The organism is Streptomyces sp. WAC00040, from assembly GCF_056835925.1.
In genome coordinates this window covers 353,482-377,318 of the sequence record NZ_JAKQZE010000003.1, presented here as the reverse complement: position 1 = coordinate 377,318, position 23,837 = coordinate 353,482, and the positions used below count along the sequence as shown (strand labels likewise).

24 protein-coding genes are annotated in these 23,837 nt (G+C 70.2%); 12 read left to right on the top strand and 12 right to left on the bottom strand.

All coding sequences use genetic code 11. The features are described from left to right. Positions 1 to 101: 101 nt before the first annotated feature. On the top strand, positions 102 to 779 hold the full coding sequence (locus tag MDN94_RS27095) for a uracil-DNA glycosylase (RefSeq protein ID WP_482728521.1): 678 nt from the start codon (positions 102 to 104) through the stop codon (positions 777 to 779). Positions 780 to 1,146: 367 nt separating this feature from the next. Here MDN94_RS27095 and MDN94_RS27090 read toward each other — a convergent pair whose 3' ends face one another. Next, complete coding sequence (locus MDN94_RS27090; RefSeq protein WP_482728520.1) at positions 1,147 to 2,232, bottom strand: WD40/YVTN/BNR-like repeat-containing protein; 1,086 nt, start codon at positions 2,230 to 2,232, stop codon at positions 1,147 to 1,149. Between the two features lie 394 nt (positions 2,233 to 2,626). Beyond that, the gene (locus MDN94_RS27085; protein ID WP_482728519.1) at positions 2,627 to 3,706 is read right to left on the bottom strand and encodes an NADH:flavin oxidoreductase/NADH oxidase; all 1,080 of its coding nucleotides are present in this window, start codon (positions 3,704 to 3,706) and stop codon (positions 2,627 to 2,629) included. Between the two features lie 199 nt (positions 3,707 to 3,905). On the opposite strand from MDN94_RS27085, the gene MDN94_RS27080 reads away from it, so the two are divergent. Then, positions 3,906 to 4,256 (top strand): ArsR/SmtB family transcription factor, encoded by a 351-nt coding sequence (locus MDN94_RS27080; RefSeq protein ID WP_482728518.1) that lies wholly within the window; start codon positions 3,906 to 3,908, stop codon positions 4,254 to 4,256. 75 nt (positions 4,257 to 4,331) lie between these two features. Here the strand turns inward: MDN94_RS27080 and MDN94_RS27075 are convergent, their stop codons facing one another. After that, positions 4,332 to 5,705, bottom strand: a complete 1,374-nt coding sequence (locus tag MDN94_RS27075; RefSeq protein WP_482728517.1) for an FAD-dependent oxidoreductase — start codon at positions 5,703 to 5,705, stop codon at positions 4,332 to 4,334. A 438-nt stretch (positions 5,706 to 6,143) separates the two neighbouring features. Further along, on the bottom strand, positions 6,144 to 6,809 hold the full coding sequence (locus MDN94_RS27070; protein ID WP_482728516.1) for a DUF305 domain-containing protein: 666 nt from the start codon (positions 6,807 to 6,809) through the stop codon (positions 6,144 to 6,146). 260 nt (positions 6,810 to 7,069) lie between these two features. Between MDN94_RS27070 and MDN94_RS27065 the strand changes: the two genes are divergently transcribed. After that, positions 7,070 to 8,503, top strand: a complete 1,434-nt coding sequence (locus tag MDN94_RS27065) for an LVIVD repeat-containing protein (RefSeq protein WP_482729094.1) — start codon at positions 7,070 to 7,072, stop codon at positions 8,501 to 8,503. On the opposite strand, the gene MDN94_RS27060 is transcribed toward MDN94_RS27065, so the two are convergent. The 5 genes from MDN94_RS27060 to MDN94_RS27040 all read right to left on the bottom strand — a co-directional run bounded on the left by MDN94_RS27060 (position 8,479) and on the right by MDN94_RS27040 (position 12,372). Then, positions 8,479 to 9,132 carry a TetR/AcrR family transcriptional regulator gene (locus MDN94_RS27060; protein WP_482728515.1) on the bottom strand — a complete coding sequence of 218 codons (654 nt, stop codon included), beginning with the start codon at positions 9,130 to 9,132 and terminating at the stop codon, positions 8,479 to 8,481. The genes MDN94_RS27065 and MDN94_RS27060 overlap by 25 nt on opposite strands. Positions 9,133 to 9,284: 152 nt before the next feature. Then, a complete protein-coding gene (locus tag MDN94_RS27055; protein ID WP_482728514.1) occupies positions 9,285 to 9,995 on the bottom strand; it encodes an HAD family hydrolase in 711 nt (236 codons plus the stop codon). 19 nt (positions 9,996 to 10,014) lie between these two features. Further along, the gene (locus tag MDN94_RS27050; protein WP_482728513.1) at positions 10,015 to 10,746 is read right to left on the bottom strand and encodes a phosphatase PAP2 family protein; all 732 of its coding nucleotides are present in this window, start codon (positions 10,744 to 10,746) and stop codon (positions 10,015 to 10,017) included. A 32-nt stretch (positions 10,747 to 10,778) separates the two neighbouring features. Next, positions 10,779 to 11,714 carry a M56 family metallopeptidase gene (locus MDN94_RS27045; protein WP_482728512.1) on the bottom strand — a complete coding sequence of 312 codons (936 nt, stop codon included), beginning with the start codon at positions 11,712 to 11,714 and terminating at the stop codon, positions 10,779 to 10,781. A 106-nt stretch (positions 11,715 to 11,820) separates the two neighbouring features. Next, complete coding sequence (locus tag MDN94_RS27040) at positions 11,821 to 12,372, bottom strand: DUF5134 domain-containing protein (RefSeq protein WP_482728511.1); 552 nt, start codon at positions 12,370 to 12,372, stop codon at positions 11,821 to 11,823. A 217-nt stretch (positions 12,373 to 12,589) separates the two neighbouring features. Between MDN94_RS27040 and MDN94_RS27035 the strand changes: the two genes are divergently transcribed. Then, on the top strand, positions 12,590 to 13,141 hold the full coding sequence (locus MDN94_RS27035) for a GNAT family N-acetyltransferase (RefSeq protein WP_482728510.1): 552 nt from the start codon (positions 12,590 to 12,592) through the stop codon (positions 13,139 to 13,141). 66 nt (positions 13,142 to 13,207) lie between these two features. Here MDN94_RS27035 and MDN94_RS27030 read toward each other — a convergent pair whose 3' ends face one another. After that, the gene (locus MDN94_RS27030; RefSeq protein WP_482728509.1) at positions 13,208 to 13,891 is read right to left on the bottom strand and encodes a glycerophosphodiester phosphodiesterase; all 684 of its coding nucleotides are present in this window, start codon (positions 13,889 to 13,891) and stop codon (positions 13,208 to 13,210) included. A gap of 387 nt (positions 13,892 to 14,278) precedes the next feature. Here MDN94_RS27030 and MDN94_RS27025 point away from each other — a divergent pair, with 387 nt between their 5' ends. The 5 genes from MDN94_RS27025 (at position 14,279) to MDN94_RS27005 (ending at position 18,898) form a co-directional block, all read left to right on the top strand. Then, positions 14,279 to 15,676 (top strand): DUF6421 family protein, encoded by a 1,398-nt coding sequence (locus tag MDN94_RS27025; protein ID WP_482728508.1) that lies wholly within the window; start codon positions 14,279 to 14,281, stop codon positions 15,674 to 15,676. Between the two features lie 26 nt (positions 15,677 to 15,702). Then, a complete protein-coding gene (locus tag MDN94_RS27020; protein WP_441265995.1) occupies positions 15,703 to 16,458 on the top strand; it encodes an SDR family NAD(P)-dependent oxidoreductase in 756 nt (251 codons plus the stop codon). After that, on the top strand, positions 16,437 to 17,522 hold the full coding sequence (locus tag MDN94_RS27015) for a threonine aldolase family protein (RefSeq protein ID WP_482728507.1): 1,086 nt from the start codon (positions 16,437 to 16,439) through the stop codon (positions 17,520 to 17,522). The genes MDN94_RS27020 and MDN94_RS27015 overlap by 22 nt, the downstream gene beginning before the upstream one ends. Before the next feature lie 83 nt (positions 17,523 to 17,605). After that, complete coding sequence (locus tag MDN94_RS27010; RefSeq protein WP_482728506.1) at positions 17,606 to 18,181, top strand: transglutaminase-like domain-containing protein; 576 nt, start codon at positions 17,606 to 17,608, stop codon at positions 18,179 to 18,181. A 21-nt stretch (positions 18,182 to 18,202) separates the two neighbouring features. Next, complete coding sequence (locus tag MDN94_RS27005; protein ID WP_482728505.1) at positions 18,203 to 18,898, top strand: B3/B4 domain-containing protein; 696 nt, start codon at positions 18,203 to 18,205, stop codon at positions 18,896 to 18,898. A gap of 301 nt (positions 18,899 to 19,199) precedes the next feature. Here the strand turns inward: MDN94_RS27005 and MDN94_RS27000 are convergent, their stop codons facing one another. Next, positions 19,200 to 20,141 carry a glycosyl hydrolase gene (locus tag MDN94_RS27000; protein WP_482728504.1) on the bottom strand — a complete coding sequence of 314 codons (942 nt, stop codon included), beginning with the start codon at positions 20,139 to 20,141 and terminating at the stop codon, positions 19,200 to 19,202. 801 nt (positions 20,142 to 20,942) lie between these two features. Here MDN94_RS27000 and MDN94_RS26995 point away from each other — a divergent pair. After that, complete coding sequence (locus tag MDN94_RS26995; protein ID WP_482728503.1) at positions 20,943 to 21,626, top strand: esterase/lipase family protein; 684 nt, start codon at positions 20,943 to 20,945, stop codon at positions 21,624 to 21,626. Between the two features lie 147 nt (positions 21,627 to 21,773). Here MDN94_RS26995 and MDN94_RS26990 read toward each other — a convergent pair whose 3' ends face one another. Beyond that, positions 21,774 to 22,496 (bottom strand): lysophospholipid acyltransferase family protein, encoded by a 723-nt coding sequence (locus MDN94_RS26990; protein ID WP_482728502.1) that lies wholly within the window; start codon positions 22,494 to 22,496, stop codon positions 21,774 to 21,776. 227 nt (positions 22,497 to 22,723) lie between these two features. On the opposite strand from MDN94_RS26990, the gene MDN94_RS26985 reads away from it, so the two are divergent. Beyond that, the gene (locus MDN94_RS26985) at positions 22,724 to 23,080 is read left to right on the top strand and encodes a TlpA family protein disulfide reductase (RefSeq protein ID WP_482728501.1); all 357 of its coding nucleotides are present in this window, start codon (positions 22,724 to 22,726) and stop codon (positions 23,078 to 23,080) included. Between the two features lie 196 nt (positions 23,081 to 23,276). After that, the gene (locus MDN94_RS26980; protein WP_482728500.1) at positions 23,277 to 23,783 is read left to right on the top strand and encodes a flavin reductase family protein; all 507 of its coding nucleotides are present in this window, start codon (positions 23,277 to 23,279) and stop codon (positions 23,781 to 23,783) included. The last annotated feature ends 54 nt before the right edge of the window (positions 23,784 to 23,837 follow it).

The window sequence follows — 23,837 nt, the reverse complement described above, 5'->3', positions numbered from 1 at the left end:
GTCGCGGTCAGGGGGAACAGGCGCGGGCGTTGACGTCTCCGCCGTGCGAGCCCTCCGCCACCGGTCGGATGGCACTCCGTGGGCCGGTAGAGTGACGCGCCGTGGCAGCACGACCGTTGAGTGAACTTGTGGAGCCCGGATGGGCCGAGGCGCTGCGCCCCGTGGCCGGGCGCATCGCGACGATGGGTGACTTCCTGCGTGCGGAGATCGCGGCGGGCCGGACCTATCTGCCGGCAGGGCAGCACGTTCTGCGCGCCTTTCAGCAGCCCTTCGACGAGGTGCGGGTGCTGATAGTGGGTCAGGATCCCTATCCCACGCCGGGAATGGCGATCGGACACAGCTTCGCGGTCGCACCCGAGGTCCGTTCGCTGCCGGGAAGCCTGGAGAACATCTTCCGGGAACTGCAAACGGACCTCGGCTTGGACCGCCCGTCGAACGGTGACCTGACCCCGTGGACCCGTCAGGGTGTGCTGCTGCTCAACAGGGCACTGACCACGGCCCCTCGGAAGCCGGGGGCGCATCGCGGCAAGGGCTGGGAGGAAGTGACCGAGCAGGCCATCAGGGCGCTCGCCGCCCGGGGCAAGCCGCTGGTGTCGGTGCTGTGGGGGCGTGACGCCCGCAATGCCCGACCCCTGCTGGGCGACCTGCCGGCCATCGAGTCCGCGCACCCCTCGCCCATGTCGGCGGACCGGGGCTTCTTCGGCTCACGGCCCTTCAGCCGCACCAATGAACTCCTGCTCCGCCAGGGGGCCCAGCCGGTCGACTGGCGGCTCCCGTAAGGACGCGCTTCGCGGACGCGGGTTTCCTGACCGGCGACCGGCGGGTGAGGGACGCCGACCATCGACATTCTGGTGCACGGCCAGGACACCGCCCTGGCGCCGGGCGGGAGCGCACGATGCCGGTGTCCGCCGCGGCCGACGCGACGGACCGGGTAGGGACCATGCGCTTCCCACTCCGGCCCTGGCCGCTCCCCGAGGCCCGGCTCGTCGCCACCGACGCCGAGAGGGCCCACGGCGCGGAGGAGGAGGTCCGCGCCGGTCTCGGCGCTTCTGATGCTCCTCACCGGTCGCGCCGGGCATCTCCTCCCTCCGCCGCACCCCGGCACCGGCGATCGAGAAGCCTCGGGACGGCCGTGAGCGTGGTGCTTCATTTCATGACGGCCGCCCGCACGCACAGCACGTCCGGGAGGTGTGAGGCGAGCAGCTGCCAGCTGTCGCCGTCGTCCGCGCTCGCGTACAGCTCGCCGTTGCGGTTGCCGAAGTAGACGCCCGCCGGGTCGGCGTCGTCCGTGCACAGGGCGTCCCGGAGCACCGTGCCGAAGTGGTCGCCCTCGGGCAGGCCGGCCGACAGCGCCTCCCAGGTCTCTCCCGCGTCACGGGTGCGGTAGACCCGGCAGCGGCGCTCGGCGGGGACGCGATCCGCGTCGGCGGTGATCGGGAACACGTACGCGGTGTTCGCGCGGTGCGGATGGGCAGCCATGGCGAAGCCGAAGTCGGACGGCAGCCCCGCGCCGATGTCGGTCCACTTCGCCCCGGCGTCGTCGCTGCGGAACACGCCCCAGTGGTTCTGCAGATACAGGCGGTCGGGGTCGACGGCGTCCTGTGCGATCTTGTGCACGCACTGGCCGAACTCCGGGTTCGGGTCGGGCAGGAAGACAGCCGACACGCCCTGGTTCGACGGGGCCCAGCTCTCCCCGCCGTCACGGGAGCGGAACACACCGGCCGTGGACACGGCGACCGTCACGGCCAGTGGGTCCCTCGGGTCGGTGATCACGGTGTGGACGGCCTCGCCGCCGCCACCGGGCACCCACTGCGAACGCGTCGGGTGCTCCCACAGCGGTCGGACCAGCTCGAAGCTGTCGCCGCCGTTCTCCGAGCGGAAGAGCGCCGCCGGCTCTGTGCCCGCGTAGACCACGTCCGGATCGGCGTCGGAGGCGGGGTGCAGCTGCCAGACACGCTCCAGCGACGCACCCGTGTCCTGGGGAAACTTGACCGCCGGCTTCTCCGGCTCGATCCAGGTCTTCCCCAGGTCGTCCGAGTGGAACACCGACGGGCCCCAGTGGGCGCTGTCGCCGCCGACCAGCAGCCGCGGGACGGCCCGGCGGGTGTCGATGCCGATCGAGTACACCGCCTGCGCGTTGAAATGCGGGCCACTGAACTCCCAGGTCCCGCCGCTCCTGCGGCCGATGAAGAGCCCTTTGCGTGTGCCCACGGTGAGAAGAACATCGGTCATGACCTGCTACCTCCAGGACGCCTTTGTCTCGGTTGTGGGCCAGTCTGCACCCGACCACCGACAGCGGCCCGCAGGACGCTCTCGGCGCAGGTGGGCGCCCGTCACCCAGGCCGGCCCGGCAATGCAAGTGCTGACCGCCGGCCGGCCCGGAACTCATCGGCGGGACGGAAACCTGTGCACATCCGCCGGGCCGGCGCCGCGCCCCGGGGGAGGCGCGGAAGCGCGTCCAGGGAGGCACTGGCGTCCGCGCGGGCCCGTGCGCCGCGGAGCGTCGTCCGCGCGCAGTCGTCCGCCGACCGCGTCTGGGACGCGGCGGGCCTCCCGCTCGGACAGAGCGGCAGCGGCGCGAACCGCCACCGGCCCGGGCCGAGCGGCGGCCAGGCGCGCCCCCGGCTCAGACGGAGCGGTGGTACTGCCGCGGCACGTGGACCTCTCCGCCGAGTTCGCGCGCAGCGTGGCGGGCCCAGGAGGGGTTGCGGAGCAGTTCGCGGCCGAGCAGTACCGCGTCGGCCTCGCCGTTGGCGAGGATCTTCTCCGCCTGCTCCGCGTCGGTGATCAGGCCGACGGCGGCCACCGGCAGGTCGGTCTCCGCCTTGACCCGGGCCGCGAACGGAACCTGGTAGCCGGGGCCGGTGGGGATGCGCACGCCGGCTGCGTTGCCGCCGCTGGAGACGTCCAGGAGATCCACCCCGTGCTCCTTCAGCAGCGAGGCGAAGCGGACCGTGTCGTCGGCCGTCCAGCCGCCTTCCTCCAGCCAGTCCGTGGCGGATATCCGGAAGAACAGCGGCAGTTCCTCCGGCCAGACGCCGCGTACCGCGTCCACGACCTCCAGCGCGAAGCGCACGCGGTTGTCGAAGGAGCCTCCGTACTCGTCGGTGCGGTGGTTGCTGTGCGGTGACAGGAATTCGCCGATCAGATAGCCGTGGGCCCCGTGGATCTCGGCGACCTTGAACCCGGCGTCCAGGGCGCGACGGGCCGCGTCGGCGAACCGGCCGACGATATCGGCGATCTGTACGCCGGTCAGCTCGTCCGGTACCGGATGCCCCTCGGCAAAGGGGATCGCGCTGGGCGCCAGGGGCTGCCAGCCGTGCTGCTCGGGGCCGACCGGCTCGCCACCGTTCCACGGCCGGTCGGTCGAGGCCTTGCGTCCGGCGTGGGCGATCTGGATGCCGGGCACCGTGCCCTGGCTCTCGAGGAACGCGGTGATCCGGCGGAACGCCGCGACCTGGTTGTCGTTCCAGATGCCGAGGTCGGCGGGGCTGATGCGCCCTTCGGGGCTCACGGCGGTGGCCTCGACGAGGATGAGCCCGGTACCGCCGGCGGCACGGGCGGCGTAGTGGGCGAAGTGCCAGTCGCCGGCGACGCCCGCGTTCGGGCCGAAGACCTCGGCGCTGTACTGGCACATCGGCGCCATCCAGACGCGGTTGGGGACGGTCAGTGACCGAAGGGCGTAGGGCTCGAACAACGCGCTCACTGCGGGCTCCGTTCGGTAGAGGGTCCGGGGCACTCGTACGATAGACACCGTAGTACGATGGAAGTCAAACTACGAGGGGTATCGAACTACCGGCTCGCCGTATCGCGGGCGGGGACCCGGCCCGGGAGGGGGAACACGCGAAACGCCGAACTACGAAGGGCCTCGTACCATGGACCTCCCCGGACGAAGCGGAGCCGTCGTGACCACCGTGACCAGCCCCCGAGTGCTCGCCCACCCCGGCCGGGACGAGATCCGGCTGGAGAACGTGCTCCATGCCCTCTCCGACCCGATGCGACTGCGCGTCGTGCGCGAACTCGCGGCCGGCGAGGCCGATCTGAGCTGCTCCGACATCGAGCTGCCGGTCACCAAGTCGACGACCACCCACCACTTCCGCGTGCTGCGTGAGAACGGTGTGATCCGCCAGACCTACCAGGGCACGGCGAAGATGAACGGTCTGCGGCGGGACGACCTCGAAGCACTGTTTCCCGGTCTTCTCGACCGGGTGCTCGAGGCGGCGCAGGCCCAGGAACGCCGCCTCACCGACGTCTGACACGACCCTCGCGACGCCCTCGGCCGAGCCAGGTGCCGGCGCCGTCGAACGCGCCGGGCGCCGACGCGACGGCCGTCAGCGCCCGCCCTCGCCGGGCACGCCGGAGCCGGCGCCCCGTGCCGCCTCCAGCAGCCCCTCCCAGTCCGCGATCTTGACGGGCGGCCGGCCCAGGGTGCGCCCCAGCGCCGCTTCCGCCTCCTCGATCGCGAGCCACCCGCGCCACCGCACCGGCTGTTGCCCCATGGCCCGGAGTTCGGCTTCCGGATCAGCGGCGACCGGCCGCCCCACCAGCGTCGCCGCGTCCTCCAGCAGGGAGTTGACGGTCTCCTTCGCGCAAGGGCGGTTGGTGCCGATGACGCCGTTCGGTCCGCGCTTGATCCATCCCGCCACGTACTCGCCGGGCGAGGAACGGCCCTCCCGCAGCACCCGTCCCGCGGCGTTCGGCACCACACCGCGATCGGCGTCGAACGGCAGTCCCTCCGTCGGCACGCCCCGGTATCCCACCGCGCGCAGCACCAGCTGCGCCTCGATGTCCTGGTACGCGCCGGTCCCGCGCACGCCGCCCGTGGCGTCCGGCTCGGTCCGCTCGAAGCGGACACCGCCCACCCGTCCGTCACGCTCCAGAAGTTCCACCGGCCTCAGGAAGAACCGCACATGGATGCGGCGCGGCCGGCCCTGCGGCGGCCTGGCGGCCCACTCCCGTACGACGGTGAGGTTGCGGCGCACGATCGCCGGCACGGCGGCCGGATCGGCGTACGCCGTCTCCAGCGCGAGATCCGCGGGGTCCACCAGGACGTCCGCCGAGGGCAGCGCGCCCAGCTCCCGCAGCTCCTTGGTGGTGAACTTGGCTCCCGACGGGCCGCGCCTGCCGACCATGTGCACATCGCGCACCTGACTGGCCGCCAGTGCCGCCAGCGCCCGCTCGGGAACGTCCGTTCCGCGCAGCTCGTCCGCGCCACGCGCAAGGATGCGCGCCACGTCGACCGCCACATTGCCCACGCCGATGACGACCGCCGCCCGCGCCCCGAGGGCGAAGGCGTCCGGGGCTGCGTCGGGATGCGCGCTGTACCAGGAGACGAAGTCGGTGGCGGAGTGGCTGCCGGGAAGGTCCTCGCCAGGGATGCCGAGCTTGCGGTCCTTGGCCGCGCCCACGCAGTACACGACCGCGTGGTAGAGCCGCAGCAGCTCCGCCGGACCGAGGCCCGCCCTGCCGACCTCGACGTTCCCCAGGAAATCGATCCGGTCGTCCTCGAGGACCGCCCGCAGGCTGTTCTGCAGCGACTTGATCTTTTCGTGGTCGGGAGCCACGCCGTAGCGCACGAGTCCGTACGGGCAGGGGAGGCGGTCCAGGATGTGCACCCGGACATCGGGCACAGCGGTCTGGCCGACGAGGGCCTGCGCGGCGTAGACCCCACTGGGACCCGATCCGACGACGGCGACGCGAAGCACGTGGCGCTCCTTCCCGCAGTGGGATCTCCAGCATCGCACCGGAGCGCGTCCCTGGGGAGGCTTGCGCCCTCGCGTCCTTCCGTCGCGCTCCGAGGCCACCCTTCTGGCCCGGCGTATCGTCCTCCGTCCCGCGTCGGCCGGCGTCCGCCCGGCGACCGGGCCGCCCCCGGGTGACCCGCCCGGTCCGTCGCGCCCCGAGGGTGCCCGCCGGCCCCGGCGCAGGCTTGCGGCCCTGGCGGCACGCGCCGGCCCCGCCCGTCCCGGACGAGCCGGTCCGCCGGGCCACCGCCCTGGCGTCCCCGCGCCCGCCAGCGGCAGCCCGGTCCGCCGGGCGACCCCTCCGGCCGGGCCACCCCGAGCGCGGCGCCCACGCACCCGCCCGCAGGACCGGTCCGCCCCGGCAGCCCGGTCCCTCGGCTCCGACGCGACCCCGTCGCGTCACATCTTGCGCATCCGGCCGATCTCCGCCGTCTGCTGGGCGATCACGTCGTTGGCCATCTCCTCGACCTGGACGTTGTTCCCGTCCGACAGCACCTCGGCGGCCATCGTCACGGCGCCCTGATGGTGGGTGATCATGAGTTTCAGGAAGAGCTCGTCGAATGCGCTGCCGTCGGACTCACGCAGCTGCTTCAGCTGAACCTGCGTGGCCATCCCGGGCATCGCGCCGTGGTCGTGCCCGTGCGCGCCGTCCTTCTTGGGACCACCGTTGTTCGTGAGCCAGCCGCGCATCGCGTCGATCTCGGGCTTCTGGGCCGCGGATATTCGCTCTGCCAGCCGTTTCACCTGTGTCGACTCGGCCCGTTGCGGCGCGAGCGCCGTCATCTGCAGCGCCTGTTCATGGTGTTCGATCATCATCTGCGCATAACCGAAGTCGGCCGAGTTGGGGCTGTCGTCGGGCAGTGCGGCGGCGGCCTCGTCCGCGGAGAGCGTCTTGGCCGGCTCTCCGGGCTTCCCCGGCGCCACCACCGAGGGGCCGTCGTCGCCGGCCGCCCTTTTCGGGCCGTCGGACTCCGACTCGCATGCGCCCAGGGACAGTACGGCCACGGCGACCGCCACGGCCACGGCCGATCTGCGCGGACGCGCGGTACGGGGGCGGTTCAACACGGGTGACCTCCTGGGGAACTCGGGCCTCTTGCGACAGCCGCCTTCACTTACTGCGCACGTGTCGCCGCTCAGAAACCTTGATTACGTCCGTGTTGCCATCTGTTGAGATGTGCATGCTAGGGAAGATACTGCCGGGGTCCGTGAACCGTTCAACCAGGAACGGATACCAGGGGAGGACCGCAGTGATCCTGTTGCACACCACCCAAGTGCGACGCAGACGACTGGGTGTCGCCGCGGCGGCGGCCGGACTGCTCGCCACCATGCTGGCGGCGGGCCCGGCGGCGGCAGTTCCCGATCCGGGAGACGCCACCGTCCGCGAGAGCATCTCGGCGAGCGAGTCGGCGGAAACCAGGTCGGCGATCCGCGACGGCGAGATACCCGGCGTGGACGAGGTCGTCCACAGCGACAACATCGAGCACGTGACGAACATCCCCAAGGCCGCGCTCACCGGCACCAATTCGGATCTGGCCTTCCAGGGCAGGTACGCGTTCGCCGGCAACTACGACGGCTTCGTCATCTACGACATCGGCAACCCTGAGCGTCCGAAGACCGTTTCGCAGGTCCTCTGCCCGGGATCGCAGAACGACATCAGCGTCTCCGGCGACCTGCTGTTCCTGTCCACCGACTCCTCGCGGAGCGACAACTCCTGCAACAGCACGTCCCAGCCGGCGACCGAGAAGTCGTCCTGGGAGGGCATGAAGATCTTCGACATCAGCGACAAGGAGAACCCGAAGTACGTCGCAGCGGTCGAGACGGCGTGCGGTTCGCACACCCACACGCTGGTGCCCGAACGCAAGAACGTCTACGTGTACGTCTCCTCGTACTCGCCGAACGCCGCGTTCCCCGACTGCCAGCCCCCGCACGACGGGATCTCCGTCATCAAGGTGCCGCGCAAGGCCCCGGAGAAGTCGGCGATCGTGAACTTCCCGGTGCTCTTCCCGGGCGAGGGACCCGACGGCGGCGGCAACCCGGGCGCACCCACCAACCCGGGCGTCTCCAAGACCACGGGCTGCCACGACATCACCGTGCTGCCCTCCAAGGACCTGGCCGCCGGCGCCTGCATGGGTGACGGCATCCTGTTCGACATCGAGGACCCGGAGCACCCGAGGGTCATCGACCGGGTCCAGGACAACGTCAACTTCGCGTTCTGGCACTCCGCCAGCTTCAACCAGAAGGCGAACAAGGTCGTCTTCACCGACGAGCTCGGCGGCGGCGGCGCCGCCACCTGCAACGCCGAGATCGGCCCGAACCGCGGCGCGGACGGCATCTACGACATCGCGGGCAAGGGCGACAGGCGCAAGCTGGTCTTCCGCAGCTACTTCAAGATCCCGCGCCACCAGGCCGCGACCGAGAACTGCGTGGCCCACAACGGCTCCCTGATCCCGGTCAAGGGCCGCGACATCATGGTCCAGGCCTGGTACCAGGGCGGCGTCTCCGTGTGGGACTTCACCGACTCCTCGAAGCCGAAGGAGATCGCCTACTTCGAGCGCGGCCCGCTGACCACCGACAGGCTGTCCAGCGGCGGTTCCTGGTCCGCGTACTACTACAACGGCTACATCTACTCCAACGACATGGCCAAGGGCTTCGACGTCCTGAAGATCAGCGACCGGCGCACCGACGCCGGCGCGAAGGTGCGGATGCACGAGCTCAACGTGCAGACGCAGCCGGACTACTTCGACGACTTCGACGACTGATCCGGTATGTGATCCGGCGCTCCGCCGGGCGGGGGACCGCCCGGCGGAGCACCCAGTTCCCAGTCCAGCCCGTACCGCTGGAACAGCTCCGCGCGCAGCCGCGCGCGGGGCATCGGTACGCCGGGCAGCAGAAGGGCGAAGACCGCCCCCATCAGCAGCCCGCGAAGCAGCGGATAGTCGGTGTCGACGTCCCGTGATCCGTAGCGCTCCACCGTGTCCCGCAGCAGTCCGGCGAGCCGCTGCTGCTCCGGGCACTGCACGAAGCCGTCGGCCTGCAGGAGTCCCGCCATGTGCGTGCGCATCAGCACGGGATGGTCGATCGCGAGGCCGAGGATCGCGTCGATGGCCCTGGCCAGCCGCTCGCGGCCGTCGTCGGTGCGCGGTTCCCTCTCCAGCGCCTCCTCGAGAGTGAGGTGCATCAGCCGGTGCACGGCGGACTGCAACAGCTGCCGTTTGCCCGGGAAGTAGTACGAGACGAGACCTCGGGCGGAACCTGCCCGGTCGGCGATGTCACCGAGGGTCGTGGCCTCGTAACCGCGCTCGTCGATCAGCTCCACCGTCGCCTGCAGAAGCCGCTGGCGAGAACGTCGACGAAGCTCTTCATTGACCGATGCGCTTCGCGGGGACATGCTTGGCTCCTGCGTTGACTGGCTCTCAGCCAATATACTCAGCGCGTCCCGTCGTCCGGCCCTCGGGGGCCTGGGCCGGCGGGTGGTGCTGCCCGAACCGGGCGACGCGGGGGATCGTCCGGTTCGGGTGGCTTTGTTCTGCTTCCAGTCTCCTACGGCGCGGGCCGCCGGTCGACGAGTCCGAGCACCGGAAGAAGCCCCGCGGGCCGTTCCTCCGCCGGCAGGTGGTCCACGAAGTGGACGGCACAGCCCAGCTCAGCGGCGCCGCCGTCGGCCCGGCGGTCGTCGCCCACCATCAGCACCTCCCGCGGATCTCGGCCGAGTCCCTCGCACGCCGTCCGGAACAGCCGGGCATCGGGTTTCTGCACGCCGTGCTCGAACGACAGGGTGTACGTGTCGACCAGCTCCGCGAAGCCGTGGGCCCGGAAGACCGGGCGCAGGTCCCAGCCGATGTTGCTGACCACGCCGACGCCGATGCCCCGTTCGCGCAGGCCGCGCAGCACCTCTGCGGCGTCCGGGTAGGGGCTCCAGGCCCCCGGAGTCATATGGCGGTCGTAGAGGGCGTCGTACAGGGCCTCGTCCGGCAGGGGCACCTCGCGCGCCAGTCCTGTGTATGCCGCCCGGTGCCGGGCCGTGTCCGTGTCCCGCGCGGCCCACAGCTCGGCCAGATGATCGGGGATCCGCTCCGGGTGGGCGCCGCCCGGCAGTGCGCCGGCCGCCTCCAACCGCCGGGCGAAACCGTCGAGTTCCTCCTTGGGCAGGCAGGCCCCGTGCTCTCGCAGCACCGCGCGGAGCCAGCTGCCGGCCGACTCGATGCGAAAGAGCGTTCCGGAGAAGTCGAAGAGAACAGTCCTGATCGTCATGCCCCGGATCCTCGGCTGTTCAGTGACCGCGGGACAAGGCCACCCGCCCGTAGGAGGCCACGGCGAGAGCGACGACGCACACCCCGAGGAGCCAGCCGCCGACCACGTCGGAGGGCCAGTGGACCCCCAGATAGAGCCGGGTGAAGCCGACGCCGAGGACGGAGACGGCCGCGACGGCGACGCACCACATCCAGGCGCCCGCGGCCATGCCCCGCCGCCTGCAGAGCCAGAGCAGCAGCCCGCAGGTGACCACGGCGGTCATCGCGTGCCCGGACGGGAACGCCGCGTAGTGCGCCGAATCGACGGGGTCCGGCCACAGCGGCCGCTCCCGCCCGACGAGGGCCTTCATGCCCTGCTGGAGGCCCGCGCCGAGGACACTTGCGAGCGCCACCCACATCGCGAGGAGGCGTTCCCCGCGCAGCCACAGCCACACGACCGCCGCCGCGGCAAGCAGCCGCATGGCCCATGGGTCCCACACCCAGTCGGTCAGCACGCGGTTGACGTGCGTGAACGTCGGCTCCTGGACCGCGGAGGTATGCAGCGCGTCCACCACCGCACGGTCGAAGGAGACCAGCGGTGACCAGGTGACGGCGACCGCCGCAAGCAGCAGGGCGCTCAGCGCGGCGGTCACCGCACAGGTGCGCACGCACAGGGCGCTCGTCCTGGTCGCCCGTCGCGACCGGGCGGTGCGGGGGGAGGTGTCCTTGGTGTCGTGGGGGGCAGCGGGGTCCGTGGAGTGGGGGGAAGACATGAATAAATCCTGTCTTCTTCGTGGCCGTACGGCTATCCCAGCGCGCGCAGTCCCGGCACGAAGGCCACGAGCAGCGGAACCACCGGAACCAGAGCGGCGGCCGCCGTCAGCCGCAGCCGGCGGGCCGGAGTGAGCCGGGGCACCGGGGTCAGCAGCCTGTTCACGCGCTGCGGCAGTTGCGCTCCGGGCGTCGGGCAGGGGCCGAACACGCCCCGTTCCTCGTTCAGTTCGACCAGGGCCAGTGCGATCGTCAGCCGGCCGAAGCGCCGTGAGGCGACGTCGTCGGCCGCCAGCTCGACCAGCCGGTGCATCTCGTCACGGAAGGCGGCGAAGACCGGGATCTGCGGAAATCCGTTGGCCAGCGCGGCCGAGCAGTGCAGCAGCCAGTCGTGCCTGGCTCGTGCGTGGCCCTGCTCGTGCGCCAGCACCGCGTCGAGCTGGCGGCCCTTCAGCCGCCGCAACGCCGCGGTGGTGATGACCAGCTGCGGCGCGGCGCCCGGCAGCCACCACGCGTCGGGCCGCTCCGCCTCCAGGACCACCAGGGGCTCGCTTCCAGGGACCTCGTCCGGCATCAGGGGGGAGCGCACGAGCAGCTCGGCGCGCTGCCGCTTGCGCTGGACATGCGCCCGGTGGATCTCCCTCGCCAGCATGGCCCCGGTCCACACGCCGCCGCATGCCAGGATCACGGCGAGGGCGGCGGACCATGTCTCGTTCGCCCCGAGCGCGTACGCCTCGACCACCCCGTGCGGTGCGGATGCGAAGACAGGGCCGCGCACCAGCTGCCAGGCAGCGGCAGCGCTGAACGTCATGGAGAGCGCGAACGACAGCAGCACGGCGGCGACCACGCACTGCCAGACCCAGAGGGCAACGACGGGCTCGCGCTCCGGCCAGTCGGCACGCGACACGAGGCGCGGGGCGACGACGGCGGCCAGTGCGCCGAGCAGCAGCAGCGCGAGCGAGACCATCATGGAGGCAGCCTATGAGCGCGGAGCTACCTGCGGGTATGCCCGTGCGCGTCAAGTGACGCACGCCACGGCGGTACACACGCCGCCGCTCGCACGGGGCAGCACCCCGTCACAGGGCCAGCAGCATCACCAGCATGGCCGTCGCCATCGAGACCCGGCAGGCCGGCACCAACTCGGGCCGCGAACCGGCCGGATCCTCGACGGGGACCGTGCCGCCGCCCACCGGGGCGAGCGGCATGAGCCGGGGGCCGGAGAGGAGCACGTATCCGGCGAAGTAGAGGAGCAGCACGCCGGTGAGGAGCGGGACGCCGCCGGCCGTGTGCGCCCCGTGAGCGCCCGTGCCGCCCATCGCGGCCGCCATGTAGACCATCGCCACGCAACCGACGGCGTGGTGGAGATGACGCGCGCCGTGCCCGGCGGGCCGCACCGCGTGCACCGCCGCGGCGCCGAACACGACCGCGTACACCATCCAGTGCCAGGTCGGCGGGGTGAACACGGGGGCGGGCACGGCCATCGCCGCCATGCCGAGTCCCATCAGCGCCTCACCGCCTGCCACCTTTCTGTCCGGCGCTCGGCAACTGCGCATCCGGATCAGGCAGTACAGGCCGGTCGCGGTGCACAGCACCATGAGCAGCCAGCCGGACATCGCGGGTCCGTGCACGGCGTACCTCCCCCTTCGGCCGGCCTCGGCGGCGGCTGAGGAGTCGATGCCCACCTCCCGCCCGCGTACGCGAGCGCACGGGGGTACGGGGGAGTACACGGAGGCGCGAGGGGAGTGCGGCGAGCGCGCGAGAGCTCATGGCGGACCGGCTCGGGGCGTGTGCGCGGGGCCGGGTTACTCTCATGCCGACCGCACCCCGTTGGAACGGAGCCACTCCATGGACACCGCCCCGCCCAGGGACTCGGCCGAGCTCACCTACCGGTACGCCGCCGACGCCGACGTACCGGCGCTCGTCGCGCTGATCGAGTCGGCGTACCGCGGGGAGGCGAGCCGCGCGGGCTGGACCTCGGAGGCCGACATCCTCGGCGGGCAGCGCACCGATCCGCAGGGGGTGCGCGAGGTCATCACCGCCCCTGGCAGCCGTCTTATGGTCGTCGAACGGGACGGGGAGCCGGTGGCCTGCTGTCAGCTCGAGCATCGTGGCGAGGCCGCCTACTTCGGCATGTTCGCGGTCCGCCCGGACCTTCAGGGCGCCGGTCTGGGCCGCAGGATCATCGCAGAGGCGGAGCGTAGCGTGCGCGAGACCTGGGGCGTGGTGGCGATGCACATGACGGTGATCTCCGTGCGCGAGGACCTGATCGCCTGGTACGAGCGCCGCGGCTACCGCCGTACGGGCCGGATGACCCCCTTCCCGTACGGCGACGAGCGGTTCGGGATTCCCCGGCGCGACGATCTCGCCTTCGAGCTGCTGGTGAAGACCCTCGCCTGAGCGACCTGTCCCGGGCGCGCCCGCCGGTTCCACAGCGGTGCCGGCGAGCGCGGGTGCGGGCGGTGGTCAGGCCGTGAAACGGCCGGTGCGCCGGATCTCGGGGAAGTCCGTGGTCGCGCCGTCGAGCTCGAGGGCGCGCACCAGCCGCAGATGCTCCTGTGTGTTGACCACCCAGCCGATCACCCCCAGTCCCTCGGCGTGCGCGGCCTCGACGGTCTCCAGCGTCAGCCTGCGGATGTTCAGCGCCAGCGCTCGGGCGCCGACGGCCTTTGCCCGGTCCGTGATGTCGCCGCCCCAGCGGCTGGCGATCAGCACCGTGCGCACCCCGGGCACCAGCGCGGAAATCTCGGCGATCGCGTCGTCGTGGAACGAGGAGACCTCGACCCGGGGCACCAGATCGCGCCTGTGCATCACCTCGGCGAGGGCGCGCGCGGCGGCCACGTCCTTGATCTCCGCCTGGAGCGGGCACCGCACGGCGTCGAGAACCTCCTCGAACACCGGCACCTGCTCGCCGCCGCCCGCGTCGAGCTGACGCAGCTCGGCCAGCGTCATCTCGGCGATGGAGCCGCTTCCGTCGGTCGTGCGGTCCACGTCGGCGTCGTGCATGACGGCCAGCGCGCCGTCCTTGCTCAGATGCAGATCGAGTTCGATGGCGTCCATGCCGGCCTGCTCGGCGCGGACGAAGGAACGCAGGGTGTTCTCCGGCTCGACGCCCATGACCCCGCGATGACCGATGGTGAGGAAAGTCAAGATTCTCTCGCTTCCGTCGACGGCGGCTCCCGCGGGACGCAGCCCGACGCCCGGCGGTACCGAGGCAGCCTAACGGCCCCTCCCGGAGACGGAACCGCTCGCGCGCGGGGTGTCCGGAAGCCGCACACCGACGGCGTCAGCGGCCTGCGGACCGCGGCCTGTGGGATCGGGTCACCCGTGGGTGGGCGAGTCCTCCTGGAGCTTGACGTGGATGGACTCTTCGAGCCCTCATCGGACACCGATGCGGTCGTGATGCGCACCCGTCACCGCAAAAACTGCGGCGATCATGGGGGTAGGGCAGGATAATTTCCCTCACACTGACTTGTGAGGGAGAACCGCACATGGATACGGTGTCTTGACGCGAGGTTCTCCTGTGGAGGAAGTGACATGACGGAAATTCTTGTGCAGGACGTGGCTGCAAGGGGCATATCCCAGGCCGGCCCGGTGGTCGGCCATTCGAGCTGGACGTTGCTCAAGAATGCCGTCGAAGAGATCCGCCCCTGGCAGTCCAAGGACGGCTCGATCGACTTCGACGCTGACGGCGCTCCCTCCCGTACGGACGCCGAGGCCGCCGTGGAACGTGTGATCGGCGCGGTGGAGGACCTTTCCCCGCTGCTCCCGCACGACGCCGCTTACCACCGTGCCCTCGTCGCCGACCTGCGCAAGTGGGCCGACGCGGGCTTCGCGGTGCCTGACTTCCTGGACTCGCTGCTCGCCTTCCAGCCCGCCGCCTCCCGCGAGGACGGACTGCGGCACCTGGTCGTCTTCCCGATGTACACGCAGAACGGCAACCCCGACCGCAACCTCGAGGCGGTCGTCCTCCAGATGGTGTGGCCCGAGTGGCTCGCCGAGCTCGAGCGCACCCGCTACGACAACCCGCTCTTCTGCGGCATCACGTTCGAGGACTTCACCGCCGGCTACGACACCAACTCCGCGGTGCTCTTCCCCGAGACCATCGCCGTGCGTGAGGCGCCCGAGCGCTTCACCTGGGGCGGCATCTTCTGCGACCGCGAGGCGGCCCGTTTCCGCGCCGTCACGGAAGAGGCCGTGCGGGTGCTCGGTCTCGAACTGCCCGAGGACATCCGGGAGATGGTCGCGGACCAGAAGCGGTGCGAGCAGGCGTTCGTGCTCTGGGACATGGTCCACGACCGCACCCACAGCCACGGCGACCTGCCGTTCGACCCGTTCATGATCAAGCAGCGCCAGCCGTTCTGGATGTACGGCCTCGAGGAGCTGCGCTGCGACCTCACTGCCTTCAAGGAGGCCGTGAAGCTGGAGGCCGAGGGCAACCCGCACGGCCGTGACGTGCAGTACGCGGTGCTCTTCGACCGCATGTTCCGCTTCCCCGTGACCGGCGACCGGGTGCGCAACTACGACGGCCTCGGCGGCCAGCTGCTCTTTGCCTACCTGCACAAGCACGACGTCGTCCGCTGGACCGACAACACCCTGAAGATCGACTGGGAGCGTGCCCCGCACGTCACCAACCAGCTCTGCGGCGAGATCGAGAAGCTCTACCGCGAAGGTATCGACCGCCCGAAGCTGGTCCACTGGTTCGCCGCGTACGACCTGGTCTCCACCTACCTCGCCCCGCACCCCGGGTCGCGCTGGGCCAAGGGCCCCGACGCCCTCGATCTGACGCTGCCGCCTCGTAAGCTCGTGGATGACGTGCTTCCGGACGAGTTTCCGCTGAGCATGTTCTATGAGGCGCTCTCCAAGAAGCTGAAGAACGTGATCGCCTCCACCAAGGGGATCACCGCCGCTTCCGCTCCGGGGGCTGCCGCGTGAGCTCTCGAACCGAGGAGGCGACCAGCATGGACACCAACGGCAGTGGCGCCCTGGAGGGCGCGGTGATCGCGGTGGCCGGCGCGGCCGGTCCCGCCGGCCGGGCCACCCTGCTCCGGCTGGCCGAGGCGGGCGCCGTCGTCGTCGCCTCCGACGCCGACGCCCAGCGGCTCGCCGAAGCCGTGGACGCGGCCAGGTACGCCCACGGCGGAGCCACCGTCACCGGCGACACCGTCGATCTGCTCGACCTGGGCGCCGCCCGCGAGTGGGCCGACAAGACGGAGAAGGAGTTCGGCCGGATCGACGGACTGGTCCACCTCGTGGGCGGCTGGCGCGGCAGCGCCTCGTTCACCGAGAGCAACCCCGCCGACTGGGAGCTGCTGGAGAAGCTGCTGATCCGTACCGTCCAGAACACCTCGCTCGCCTTCCACGACGGTCTGCTGCGCAGCGACAAGGGCCGCTACCTGCTGATCAGTGCCGCCGGGGCGAGCAAGCCCACGGCGGGCAACGCGGCGTACGCGGCGTCCAAGGCCGCCGCGGAGGCGTGGACCCTGGCCCTCGCCGACTCGTTCCGCAAGGCGGGGGGCGAGCAGGGTCCGAAGGCCGCTGCTGCCATCCTGGTCGTCAAGGCACTGGTGCACGACGCCATGCGCGCCGAGCGTCCCAATGCGAAGTTCGCGGGCTTCACCGACGTGACGGAGTTGGCCGACGCCATCGCCGGAGTCTGGGGCCGCCCCGCACAGGAAGTGAATGGACAGCGTCTGTGGCTGACCCCCGAACCGTAAAGACCGACGCACGGCGCCACCACGACCCGTCCGTGCGCGGGTTCGCCAGCGACAACTACGCGGGTGCCCACCCGGAGATCCTGGCCGCGCTCGCTCTCGCCAACGGCGGCCACCAGGTCTCCTACGGCGAGGACGAGTACACCGACCACCTCCAGCGTGTCGTCCACAGCCACTTCGGCCCGACCGCCGAGGCCTTCCCGGTCTTCAACGGCACCGGAGCCAACGTGACCGCGCTCCAGGCGCTCACCGACCGCTGGGGTGCAGTGATCTGCGCCGAATCGGCCCACATCAATGTCGACGAGGGCGGCGCGCCGGAGCGCATGGGCGGGCTGAAGCTGCTGACCGTGCCCACGCCGGACGGCAAGCTCACGCCCGAGCTCATCGACCGGCAGGCGTGGGGATGGGACGACGAGCACCGGGCCATGCCGCAGGTGGTGTCGATCACCCAGAACACCGAGCTGGGCACCCTCTACACCGTGGACGAGATCCGCGCGATCGTCGCCCACGCCCACGGCCACGGCATGAAGGTCCATCTCGACGGGGCCCGGATAGCCAACGCCGCGGCGTCGCTGAACGTGCCCATGCGGGCCTTCACCAACGCCGTCGGCGTCGACGTCCTGTCCTTCGGCGGGACCAAGAACGGCATGCTCTTCGGTGAGGCGGTCGTCGTCCTCAACCCTGACGCGGTCAGCCACATGAAGCATCTCCGCAAGCTCTCCATGCAGCTCGCCTCGAAGATGCGTTTCGTCTCCGTGCAGTTTGAGGCGCTGCTCGCCAAGGACCTGTGGCTGCGCAACGCCCGGCACTCCAACGCCATGGCCCAGCGGCTCGCGGACGGAGTGCGCGCGGTGGACGGGGTGGAGATCCTCTACCCGGTGCAGGCGAACGCCGTCTTCGCGCGGCTGCCGCACGACGTCAGCGAGCGGCTGCAGAAGCGCTTCAGGTTCTACTTCTGGGACGAGGCGGCCGGCGACGTGCGTTGGATGTGCTCGTTCGACACCACGGAGGACGACGTGGACGCCTTCCTCCAGGCGCTGAAGGAAGAGATGGCGCGCCGGCCCTGAACCCGGCTTGAAAACTGCATAGATATACGACCGGCCGATAAGTCATTGACTGTCGGTCGGTCGTCTTTCTATGCTCCCCGGTCATGGAGCTCATCCAGCAAGACCCGGGACTGTCGGCCTACTTGGCGGCTGATGCTGCCATCGACCACGGCCATCCGGTCGTTCGCGAGGTCGCTGCCGAGCTGGCGCGCCAAGCTGCTGATTCATACGTATACGCCCAGGCCGCTTACGAGTACGTCCGTGACGCCGTACCGCACTCGCATGACACGGGCGACCCCCGGGTCACCTGGCGCGCCTCCGACGTGCTGCGGCAGCGCACCGGCATCTGCTACGCCAAGTCCCATGCCCTGGCCGCCCTGCTGCGCGCCGAGGACATCCCGGCGGCCTTGTGCTATCAGCGGCTGGAGGGGGTGGTGCACGGCCTGGTGGCGGTGCGCTTCCACGGGGCCTGGCACCGTCAGGACCCCAGGGGTGGCCGGCCCGGTGGGTCCGTGCCGTTCTCGCTGACGGGGGAGCGGCTGCCGTACACCCCGCGATCTGAGTCCAGTGACATGGACTACCCGGTACTCTATGCTGCACCGCACCCCGTGGTCCTGGAAGCGCTCCAAAAGGCTCCCGACCGGGAACGTCTGTGGAAGGCGCTCCCGGCCACCCTCTGAGAAGTTCGAGGCAAGCAGGCGATGACACTCCGGCTCACCGTGTCCCACGACGTACGCGCAATCGCGCCCGGATTCACCCATGTCGCCGTCGAGGCGAACGGGCTCACCAACGGTCCCAGCAACGAGGGGAGTTCGGCGCTCCTTGACGAGGCCACCCGCCGACTCATGAGCCGCCTCGACGGGTGCGCGCCCCACGAGGACCCCGGCATGGCCGCGTGGCGCGAGGCCTACACGGCGTTCGGTGCCAAGCCGTCCCGGACCCGCAACTCGGCGGAGGCGCTGGCCAGGAGGGCGCTCGCGGACGGCGGGCTGCCCCGGATCAACGTCCTGGTCGACGTCTACAACGCCATCAGCGTGGCGCACCTGATCCCCGTCGGCGGCGAGGACACCGACCGGATCAAGGGCGGCATGAGGCTCGTCAGGGCCACAGGGCAGGAGCCGTTCGTCACCGTGGCGGGCGGCGAGGAGATCGTCGAACACCCGGAACCCGGCGAAGTCGTCTGGCGCGACGACGAAGGCGTCACCTGCCGTCGCTGGAACTGGCGCCAGGGAATGCGCACCCGGCTCACGGAGGACTCGGTGAACGCCCTGTTCCTCCTCGAGGGCATGGGTCCCCTGGCGGGCGGCCAGGTGGCGGCCGCAGGGGAGGAACTCGCCGAGTCGCTGGAGAAGTTGAGCCCTGGGGTGCGCATCACCGTCCATGACCCGCTCCAGTAGTGTCTTGCGAAATTGTTCATCGCTGAACCAGGGGGCTTCGGCCCAGGCGATGCCGGGTCGCACACCCGTGACCGATCCGATCGCCGGCGCCGCGCCGTGTCCGTGCTCGAATCGAGCACGCCTTCGCCCGTACGAATACCTGGAAGATGCTGCGCGACTGTCGTCCCAAGGGTGAAGGCGTGCACCACGCCATGAGCGGCATCGCCCACCTGCACTCCCTCGCCCTCGCCGGATGGACGAGGGTGCCGTACGGCGACCGACCTGGCCCATGCTGATTCGAAGACCGGGCTCGGGACAGGTCTCAGCCTCCGAAGCGGAGCTTGTACTGCGCCTTGCCGTTCGGGAAGTCGTCCAGCGTCCCGCCGCCCCAGTCATGGTTGAAATACGCCTGATACTTGGAGTCCTGGACCAGCTCGGCCATCCGGTCGATGAAATAGGGCGAGTCGCCGCCCCCCGCATAGACGTCACCCTTCAGGTACAGGCCCCATTCCGGGTAGGACTTGGGCTTGTTGTGGGCGGCGGCAAATGCCTTGAACTCGTTCACTCCCATGGCGGTGGTGAGGGTGTGGTTCCACCGCTGAGCCGGCGTAGCGCCCGGGTGCTGCCACCACACGTCGTAGATGTTCAATCCAACTATGTCGACATAGGAGTCGCCGGGGTACAGCGTCTCGAACGACGTGACCTTGCCCGATGGGCCGACGGCCATGTTGTAGTCGAACTGGAAAGCCGCTCCGGTACGAGCTCGCATAAGAGAGACCACGCGTCGGAACATGGCCCTATAAGCTGCTGGATCGTCAGTGCCCTGCCATGGTCCGATGATCTTGTTATTACCCTCGTACCCGAGGCGTACGACCGAGTTGCCCAAGCCGTTCTTGATCATCAGGTCGGCGAGGCCCTGAAACTGGCTGTCGTACTTACCGGCGAGCCCGTCGGCGAAATTGCCGCCCTTCGGCAGCATATGCAGCCCGAGTACGAACTGCCGACCGGCTTCGGCCTTCTTCCAGTCGCCCCAGTACTTGAACGCGTACTGGTTCCACTTGGTGTTCTCGGACGGGTCCGCATAGTCGGTCGCGTGGACCTGTGACCGGCTGAGCCAGGTCCGGAAGTTGTTCAGGTCATCGGTTTTCCCGGGGCCGACATAGACACCCAGGTGCGAGGAGGTGGCGACACCCTCGGACGGCACTGCCATGAGCGAAAGAGTAGCCGCCGCCATGGCCACTGTCGTTACCAGCCTGCGCTTCATCCTTGGCCTTCCTCACTCACTCGCCGACCTACCGACCAGGCTTCCTGTAATGCGCTACGCCTGAGCCACCCGGGCCTCCCCGCGGCCCCGTCATTCTTAGGAGAGCCTGACGCGCAGGGCAACAAAAGATCGCTACGAAGGGACTTCGTAGGCGAGAGAGGTCTTGCTTACGGACCTGCGGCATGCTGTCCGGTCCCAGGGTTTCGCGGAAGGAATCCATCTCGCCGCCGAAGCGCCTTCATCGCATGGCGGGCGGCGGAATGGCGGGCGGGTCGAATGCCGCGTCGCCACTCGCAGGGCATGTCCGCTATGGGCGCCTTGTCCGGATGTGTGCCAGGGATCTGCTGCTAACGGGCATCGTTGGAGCGGAACGCGCGATGGCTCATGTCACATCGCCCAAGAGTCCGGAGCCGTATGTGGCCGGCAGGGCCGTGGAGAGTCCGTCGGCTGATCGCGGGGCCCGGTGTGCCCACCCGGCCCGCCGGGGCCGGGCGCATCCAGCGCGTCAGACGCGGTCGACGTGCCGGACCGGGAGCCGCAGTGTCGTTCGGCGCCGGCGGCAACTGATCGGATTCGGCCATGCAGGCCTCTTGACGGCTGGCCGAAACCCGCCAGTAATATGCGCTCACCCGGCAGAGCACCTGTGCCCTGCGGCCTGCGGAAACCCGCTCATCCGCTGCTCGGTCGCTCCCGCAATCCGGGAGCCGCTCCTCGTGCGTCGACGGACCTCTCTCGCTTTTACGCCATGCCGTTCCCAACGGCAGGCACCCATTCGTTCGTCCCCACCCGACGTGAGGTCTCATGAACAAGATCCTCGGCGCCGCCGTGCCTGCTGCCGCCCTGCTCCTCGTGGTCGGCCAGGCGCCGGCCGACGCGGCCGCTCCGTCCGGCTACCGCCCGTCGAGCAATCCGATCATCTTCGTCCACGGCTACAACTCCAGCGGTTCCATCTGGAACACCATGGCCGACCGTTTCCAGAACGACGGGTGGCCCGTCAGCCATGTGAAACAGTGGAGTTACGACTGGCGCCAGTCCAACGCGACCACGGCGCACCAGCTCGCGGGCGAAATCGACAGCCTTCTCGCCGCCACCGGAGCCTCACAGGTCGACGTCATCACGCACTCCATGGGTGGGCTTTCCTCCCGCCACTACGCGAAGAACCTCGGCGGCAGTTCGAAGATCGACGCCTGGGTGTCCCTCGCGGGCCCCAACCACGGCACGGACTGGGCCAATTCCTGCATCGACGCGTCGTGTGTCGAGATGCGCATCGGTTCCGCTTTCCTGGCCGACCTCAACTCGGGGGACGAGACGCCGGGCACCCCCCGCTACGCCACCTGGTGGTCCCCGTGCGACACGATCATCAACCCTGACAGCAGTGTGTCCCTGTCCGGAGCGGCCAACACCAGGACGGCATGCCTGGGCCACAACGCTGTCACGACGGACAGCACCGTCTACGCCCAGACGCGGGACATGGTCAACAGCTAGGGCCTCTCGTTCGGATCAGGCTGGGACGACGCGGCGAGCGTCCGTGCCGGACCCCGCTCCCTGATCCAGCCTGATCCGAACGGAAGACCCCAGTACTGCGGTGAGATCCCGTGTGCGTACCAAGGGCTCCTGCCCGATCGGGCAGGCTCAGTGCGCCTCGCGGACCTCGGCGGCCGTGGGGGCCGTGCCGCCGAGGTGGGCGGGCACCCACCAGGTGTCGGCCGCGTCCCTGGGGCGTACGGGGTAGGCGCGCTGCGCGGCCTCGAGCAGTTCCTGGACACGCTCGCGCAGCCGCCGGGTGATCGCTCCCGCGTACTGGTCGGCGGGCGCCTCGAGGGGCTCGCCGACGCGGATGGTCACAGGGATGTGGGAGCGTTTGAAGTTGCGCGGCCGGCCCTTGGTCCACAGCCGCTGCGTACCCCACAGCGCCATCGGGATCAGCGGGACGCCCGCCTCCTGCGCGAGTCGCGCCGCACCCGACTTGAACGACTTGAGCGTGAACGACTGGGAGATCGTCGCCTCGGGGAAGACGCCCACGATCTCGCCCGAGCGCAGCGAGTCCAGCGCGTGCGTGTACGCCGCCTCGCCCTGCTTGCGGTCCACGGGGATGTGCTTCATGCCCCGCATCAGCGGGCCGGAGACCTTGTGGCGGAAGACCGAGTCCTTCGCCATGAAACGCACCAGGCGCTTCTGCGGCAGGGCCCCGAGGCCGGTGAAGATGAAGTCCAGATAGCTGATGTGATTGCTGACCAGCACCGCTCCGCCCGTGCGCGGAATGTTCTCCGACCCCTGAGTGTCGATCTTCAGGTCGAGCGCCTTGAACATCGTGAGAGCGGCGCCGATGACCGGCCGATAGACGAGCTCTGCCATGGGGGGAGGACCCTTTCGTCACGCCCGGGGAGGGTTCGCCCGGTTGGAAGTTACGCAGCCGTAGGTTTTCGGCTTTGGGCCGATCGTGCCCCATGTGCGCCGTGCTGACCAGTCCTGGACGCCCGCGGGCGCGAGATTCTCGTCACTCCACGGACGGGAACCCGGCCACCGGCGACGGCCTGCGGGAATCCCCGCCGGGTGGGGAACGCTGCATCTGGGGGAAGTGGATGCATGGAGCACGGCGGAAGGCGGAGAAGGTGCGGGGACAGGACACGGAACGACGGCTGGGCGCACCGGAGCTGGGCCGACCGCCGGGTGAGCGCGCCACCCTCGTCCAGTTCTCCACCGCCTTCTGCCAGCCCTGCCGGGCCACCCGGCGCATCCTCGCCGACGTCGCCGCGATGGTCGGCGGAGTGGTCCATGTCGAGATCGACGCCGAGGACCAACTCGCCCTGGTGCGCGAACTCGGCATCGAGAGCACGCCGACCGTGCTGGTCCTCGACGCCGACGGACGGATCGTCACCAGGGCGTCCGGCACGCCCCGCAAGGCCGATGTCATCGCCGCACTGGGGCGGGCGATATGACGCCCGTGACCCTGGTCGCACCTTCCGGTGCGCACTTGACTGTGCACGCCATGTATCGACAGGCTGGCTTCCGTGCATCCAGAACTCCTTCTCGACGGGCGGGTTCATGCCGATCTCTCCCGTGACGCGAGCGCTCGCTGTCAGGCTGCCCGTGCAGCCGCAGTCGCATAGCCCGCTCCCCAAGAAGGAACACTCGATGACGGCCTCGCCCGATCTCGGCGCCGCTCAGCTCGCCTCTCCCGACCTCTTGCGCTCGGTCTTCCGGCAGCACGCCGCGGGTGTCGCGGTGATCACCGCTGCGGGCCCGCGTCCGGTCGGATTCACCGCGACCTCGCTCACCTCCGTCGCGGCCGAGCCGCCGCTGATCTCGTTCGGTGTGGGCACCGGCTCCTCCAGTTGGCCCGTCGTCGCGGAGGCCGGACATGTCGGCGTGCACATACTCGGCGAGCACCAGCGCGAGCTGGCCGCCACCTTCGCCCGCAGCGGCGCCGACCGCTTCGCGCCGCCGACGAGCTGGCGCGCGGGTCCGGAAGGTGTCCCCGTGCTGGACGGTGTGCTTGCCTGGATGGTGTGCCGTGTCGTGGCCCGGGTGCCCGCGGGTGACCATCGCATCGTGATCGCCGAGGTGGTCGTCGGGGATCCGGCGGGCGGCGGCCGGCCACTTCTGTACCACCAGGGACGCTTCACCGCTCTGCGGGAGTGAACTGGCGGAGGCGGCGGACGCTCCGTTGTCAAGGTCACAGTGCAAAGCGCTTGC

Excerpts from the sequence above, each read along its gene's own strand:
- MDN94_RS27090 (WP_482728520.1), bottom strand. The coding sequence starts at position 2,232 with ATGACCGATGTTCTTCTCACCGTGGGCACACGCAAAGGGCTCTTCATC.
- MDN94_RS27045 (WP_482728512.1), bottom strand. The coding sequence starts at position 11,714 with ATGATGGTCTCGCTCGCGCTGCTGCTGCTCGGCGCACTGGCCGCCGTC.
- MDN94_RS27010 (WP_482728506.1), top strand. The coding sequence starts at position 17,606 with ATGGAGCTCATCCAGCAAGACCCGGGACTGTCGGCCTACTTGGCGGCT.
- MDN94_RS27000 (WP_482728504.1), bottom strand. The coding sequence starts at position 20,141 with ATGAAGCGCAGGCTGGTAACGACAGTGGCCATGGCGGCGGCTACTCTT.
- MDN94_RS27035 (WP_482728510.1), top strand. The coding sequence starts at position 12,590 with ATGGACACCGCCCCGCCCAGGGACTCGGCCGAGCTCACCTACCGGTAC.
- MDN94_RS26985 (WP_482728501.1), top strand. The coding sequence starts at position 22,724 with ATGCATGGAGCACGGCGGAAGGCGGAGAAGGTGCGGGGACAGGACACG.
- MDN94_RS27050 (WP_482728513.1), bottom strand. The coding sequence starts at position 10,746 with ATGTCTTCCCCCCACTCCACGGACCCCGCTGCCCCCCACGACACCAAG.
- MDN94_RS27025 (WP_482728508.1), top strand. The coding sequence starts at position 14,279 with ATGACGGAAATTCTTGTGCAGGACGTGGCTGCAAGGGGCATATCCCAG.
- MDN94_RS26995 (WP_482728503.1), top strand. The coding sequence starts at position 20,943 with ATGAACAAGATCCTCGGCGCCGCCGTGCCTGCTGCCGCCCTGCTCCTC.
- MDN94_RS26990 (WP_482728502.1), bottom strand. The coding sequence starts at position 22,496 with ATGGCAGAGCTCGTCTATCGGCCGGTCATCGGCGCCGCTCTCACGATG.
- MDN94_RS27065 (WP_482729094.1), top strand. The coding sequence starts at position 7,070 with ATGCTGGCGGCGGGCCCGGCGGCGGCAGTTCCCGATCCGGGAGACGCC.
- MDN94_RS27005 (WP_482728505.1), top strand. The coding sequence starts at position 18,203 with ATGACACTCCGGCTCACCGTGTCCCACGACGTACGCGCAATCGCGCCC.
- MDN94_RS27055 (WP_482728514.1), bottom strand. The coding sequence starts at position 9,995 with ATGACGATCAGGACTGTTCTCTTCGACTTCTCCGGAACGCTCTTTCGC.
- MDN94_RS26980 (WP_482728500.1), top strand. The coding sequence starts at position 23,277 with ATGACGGCCTCGCCCGATCTCGGCGCCGCTCAGCTCGCCTCTCCCGAC.
- MDN94_RS27060 (WP_482728515.1), bottom strand. The coding sequence starts at position 9,132 with ATGTCCCCGCGAAGCGCATCGGTCAATGAAGAGCTTCGTCGACGTTCT.
- MDN94_RS27020 (WP_441265995.1), top strand. The coding sequence starts at position 15,703 with ATGGACACCAACGGCAGTGGCGCCCTGGAGGGCGCGGTGATCGCGGTG.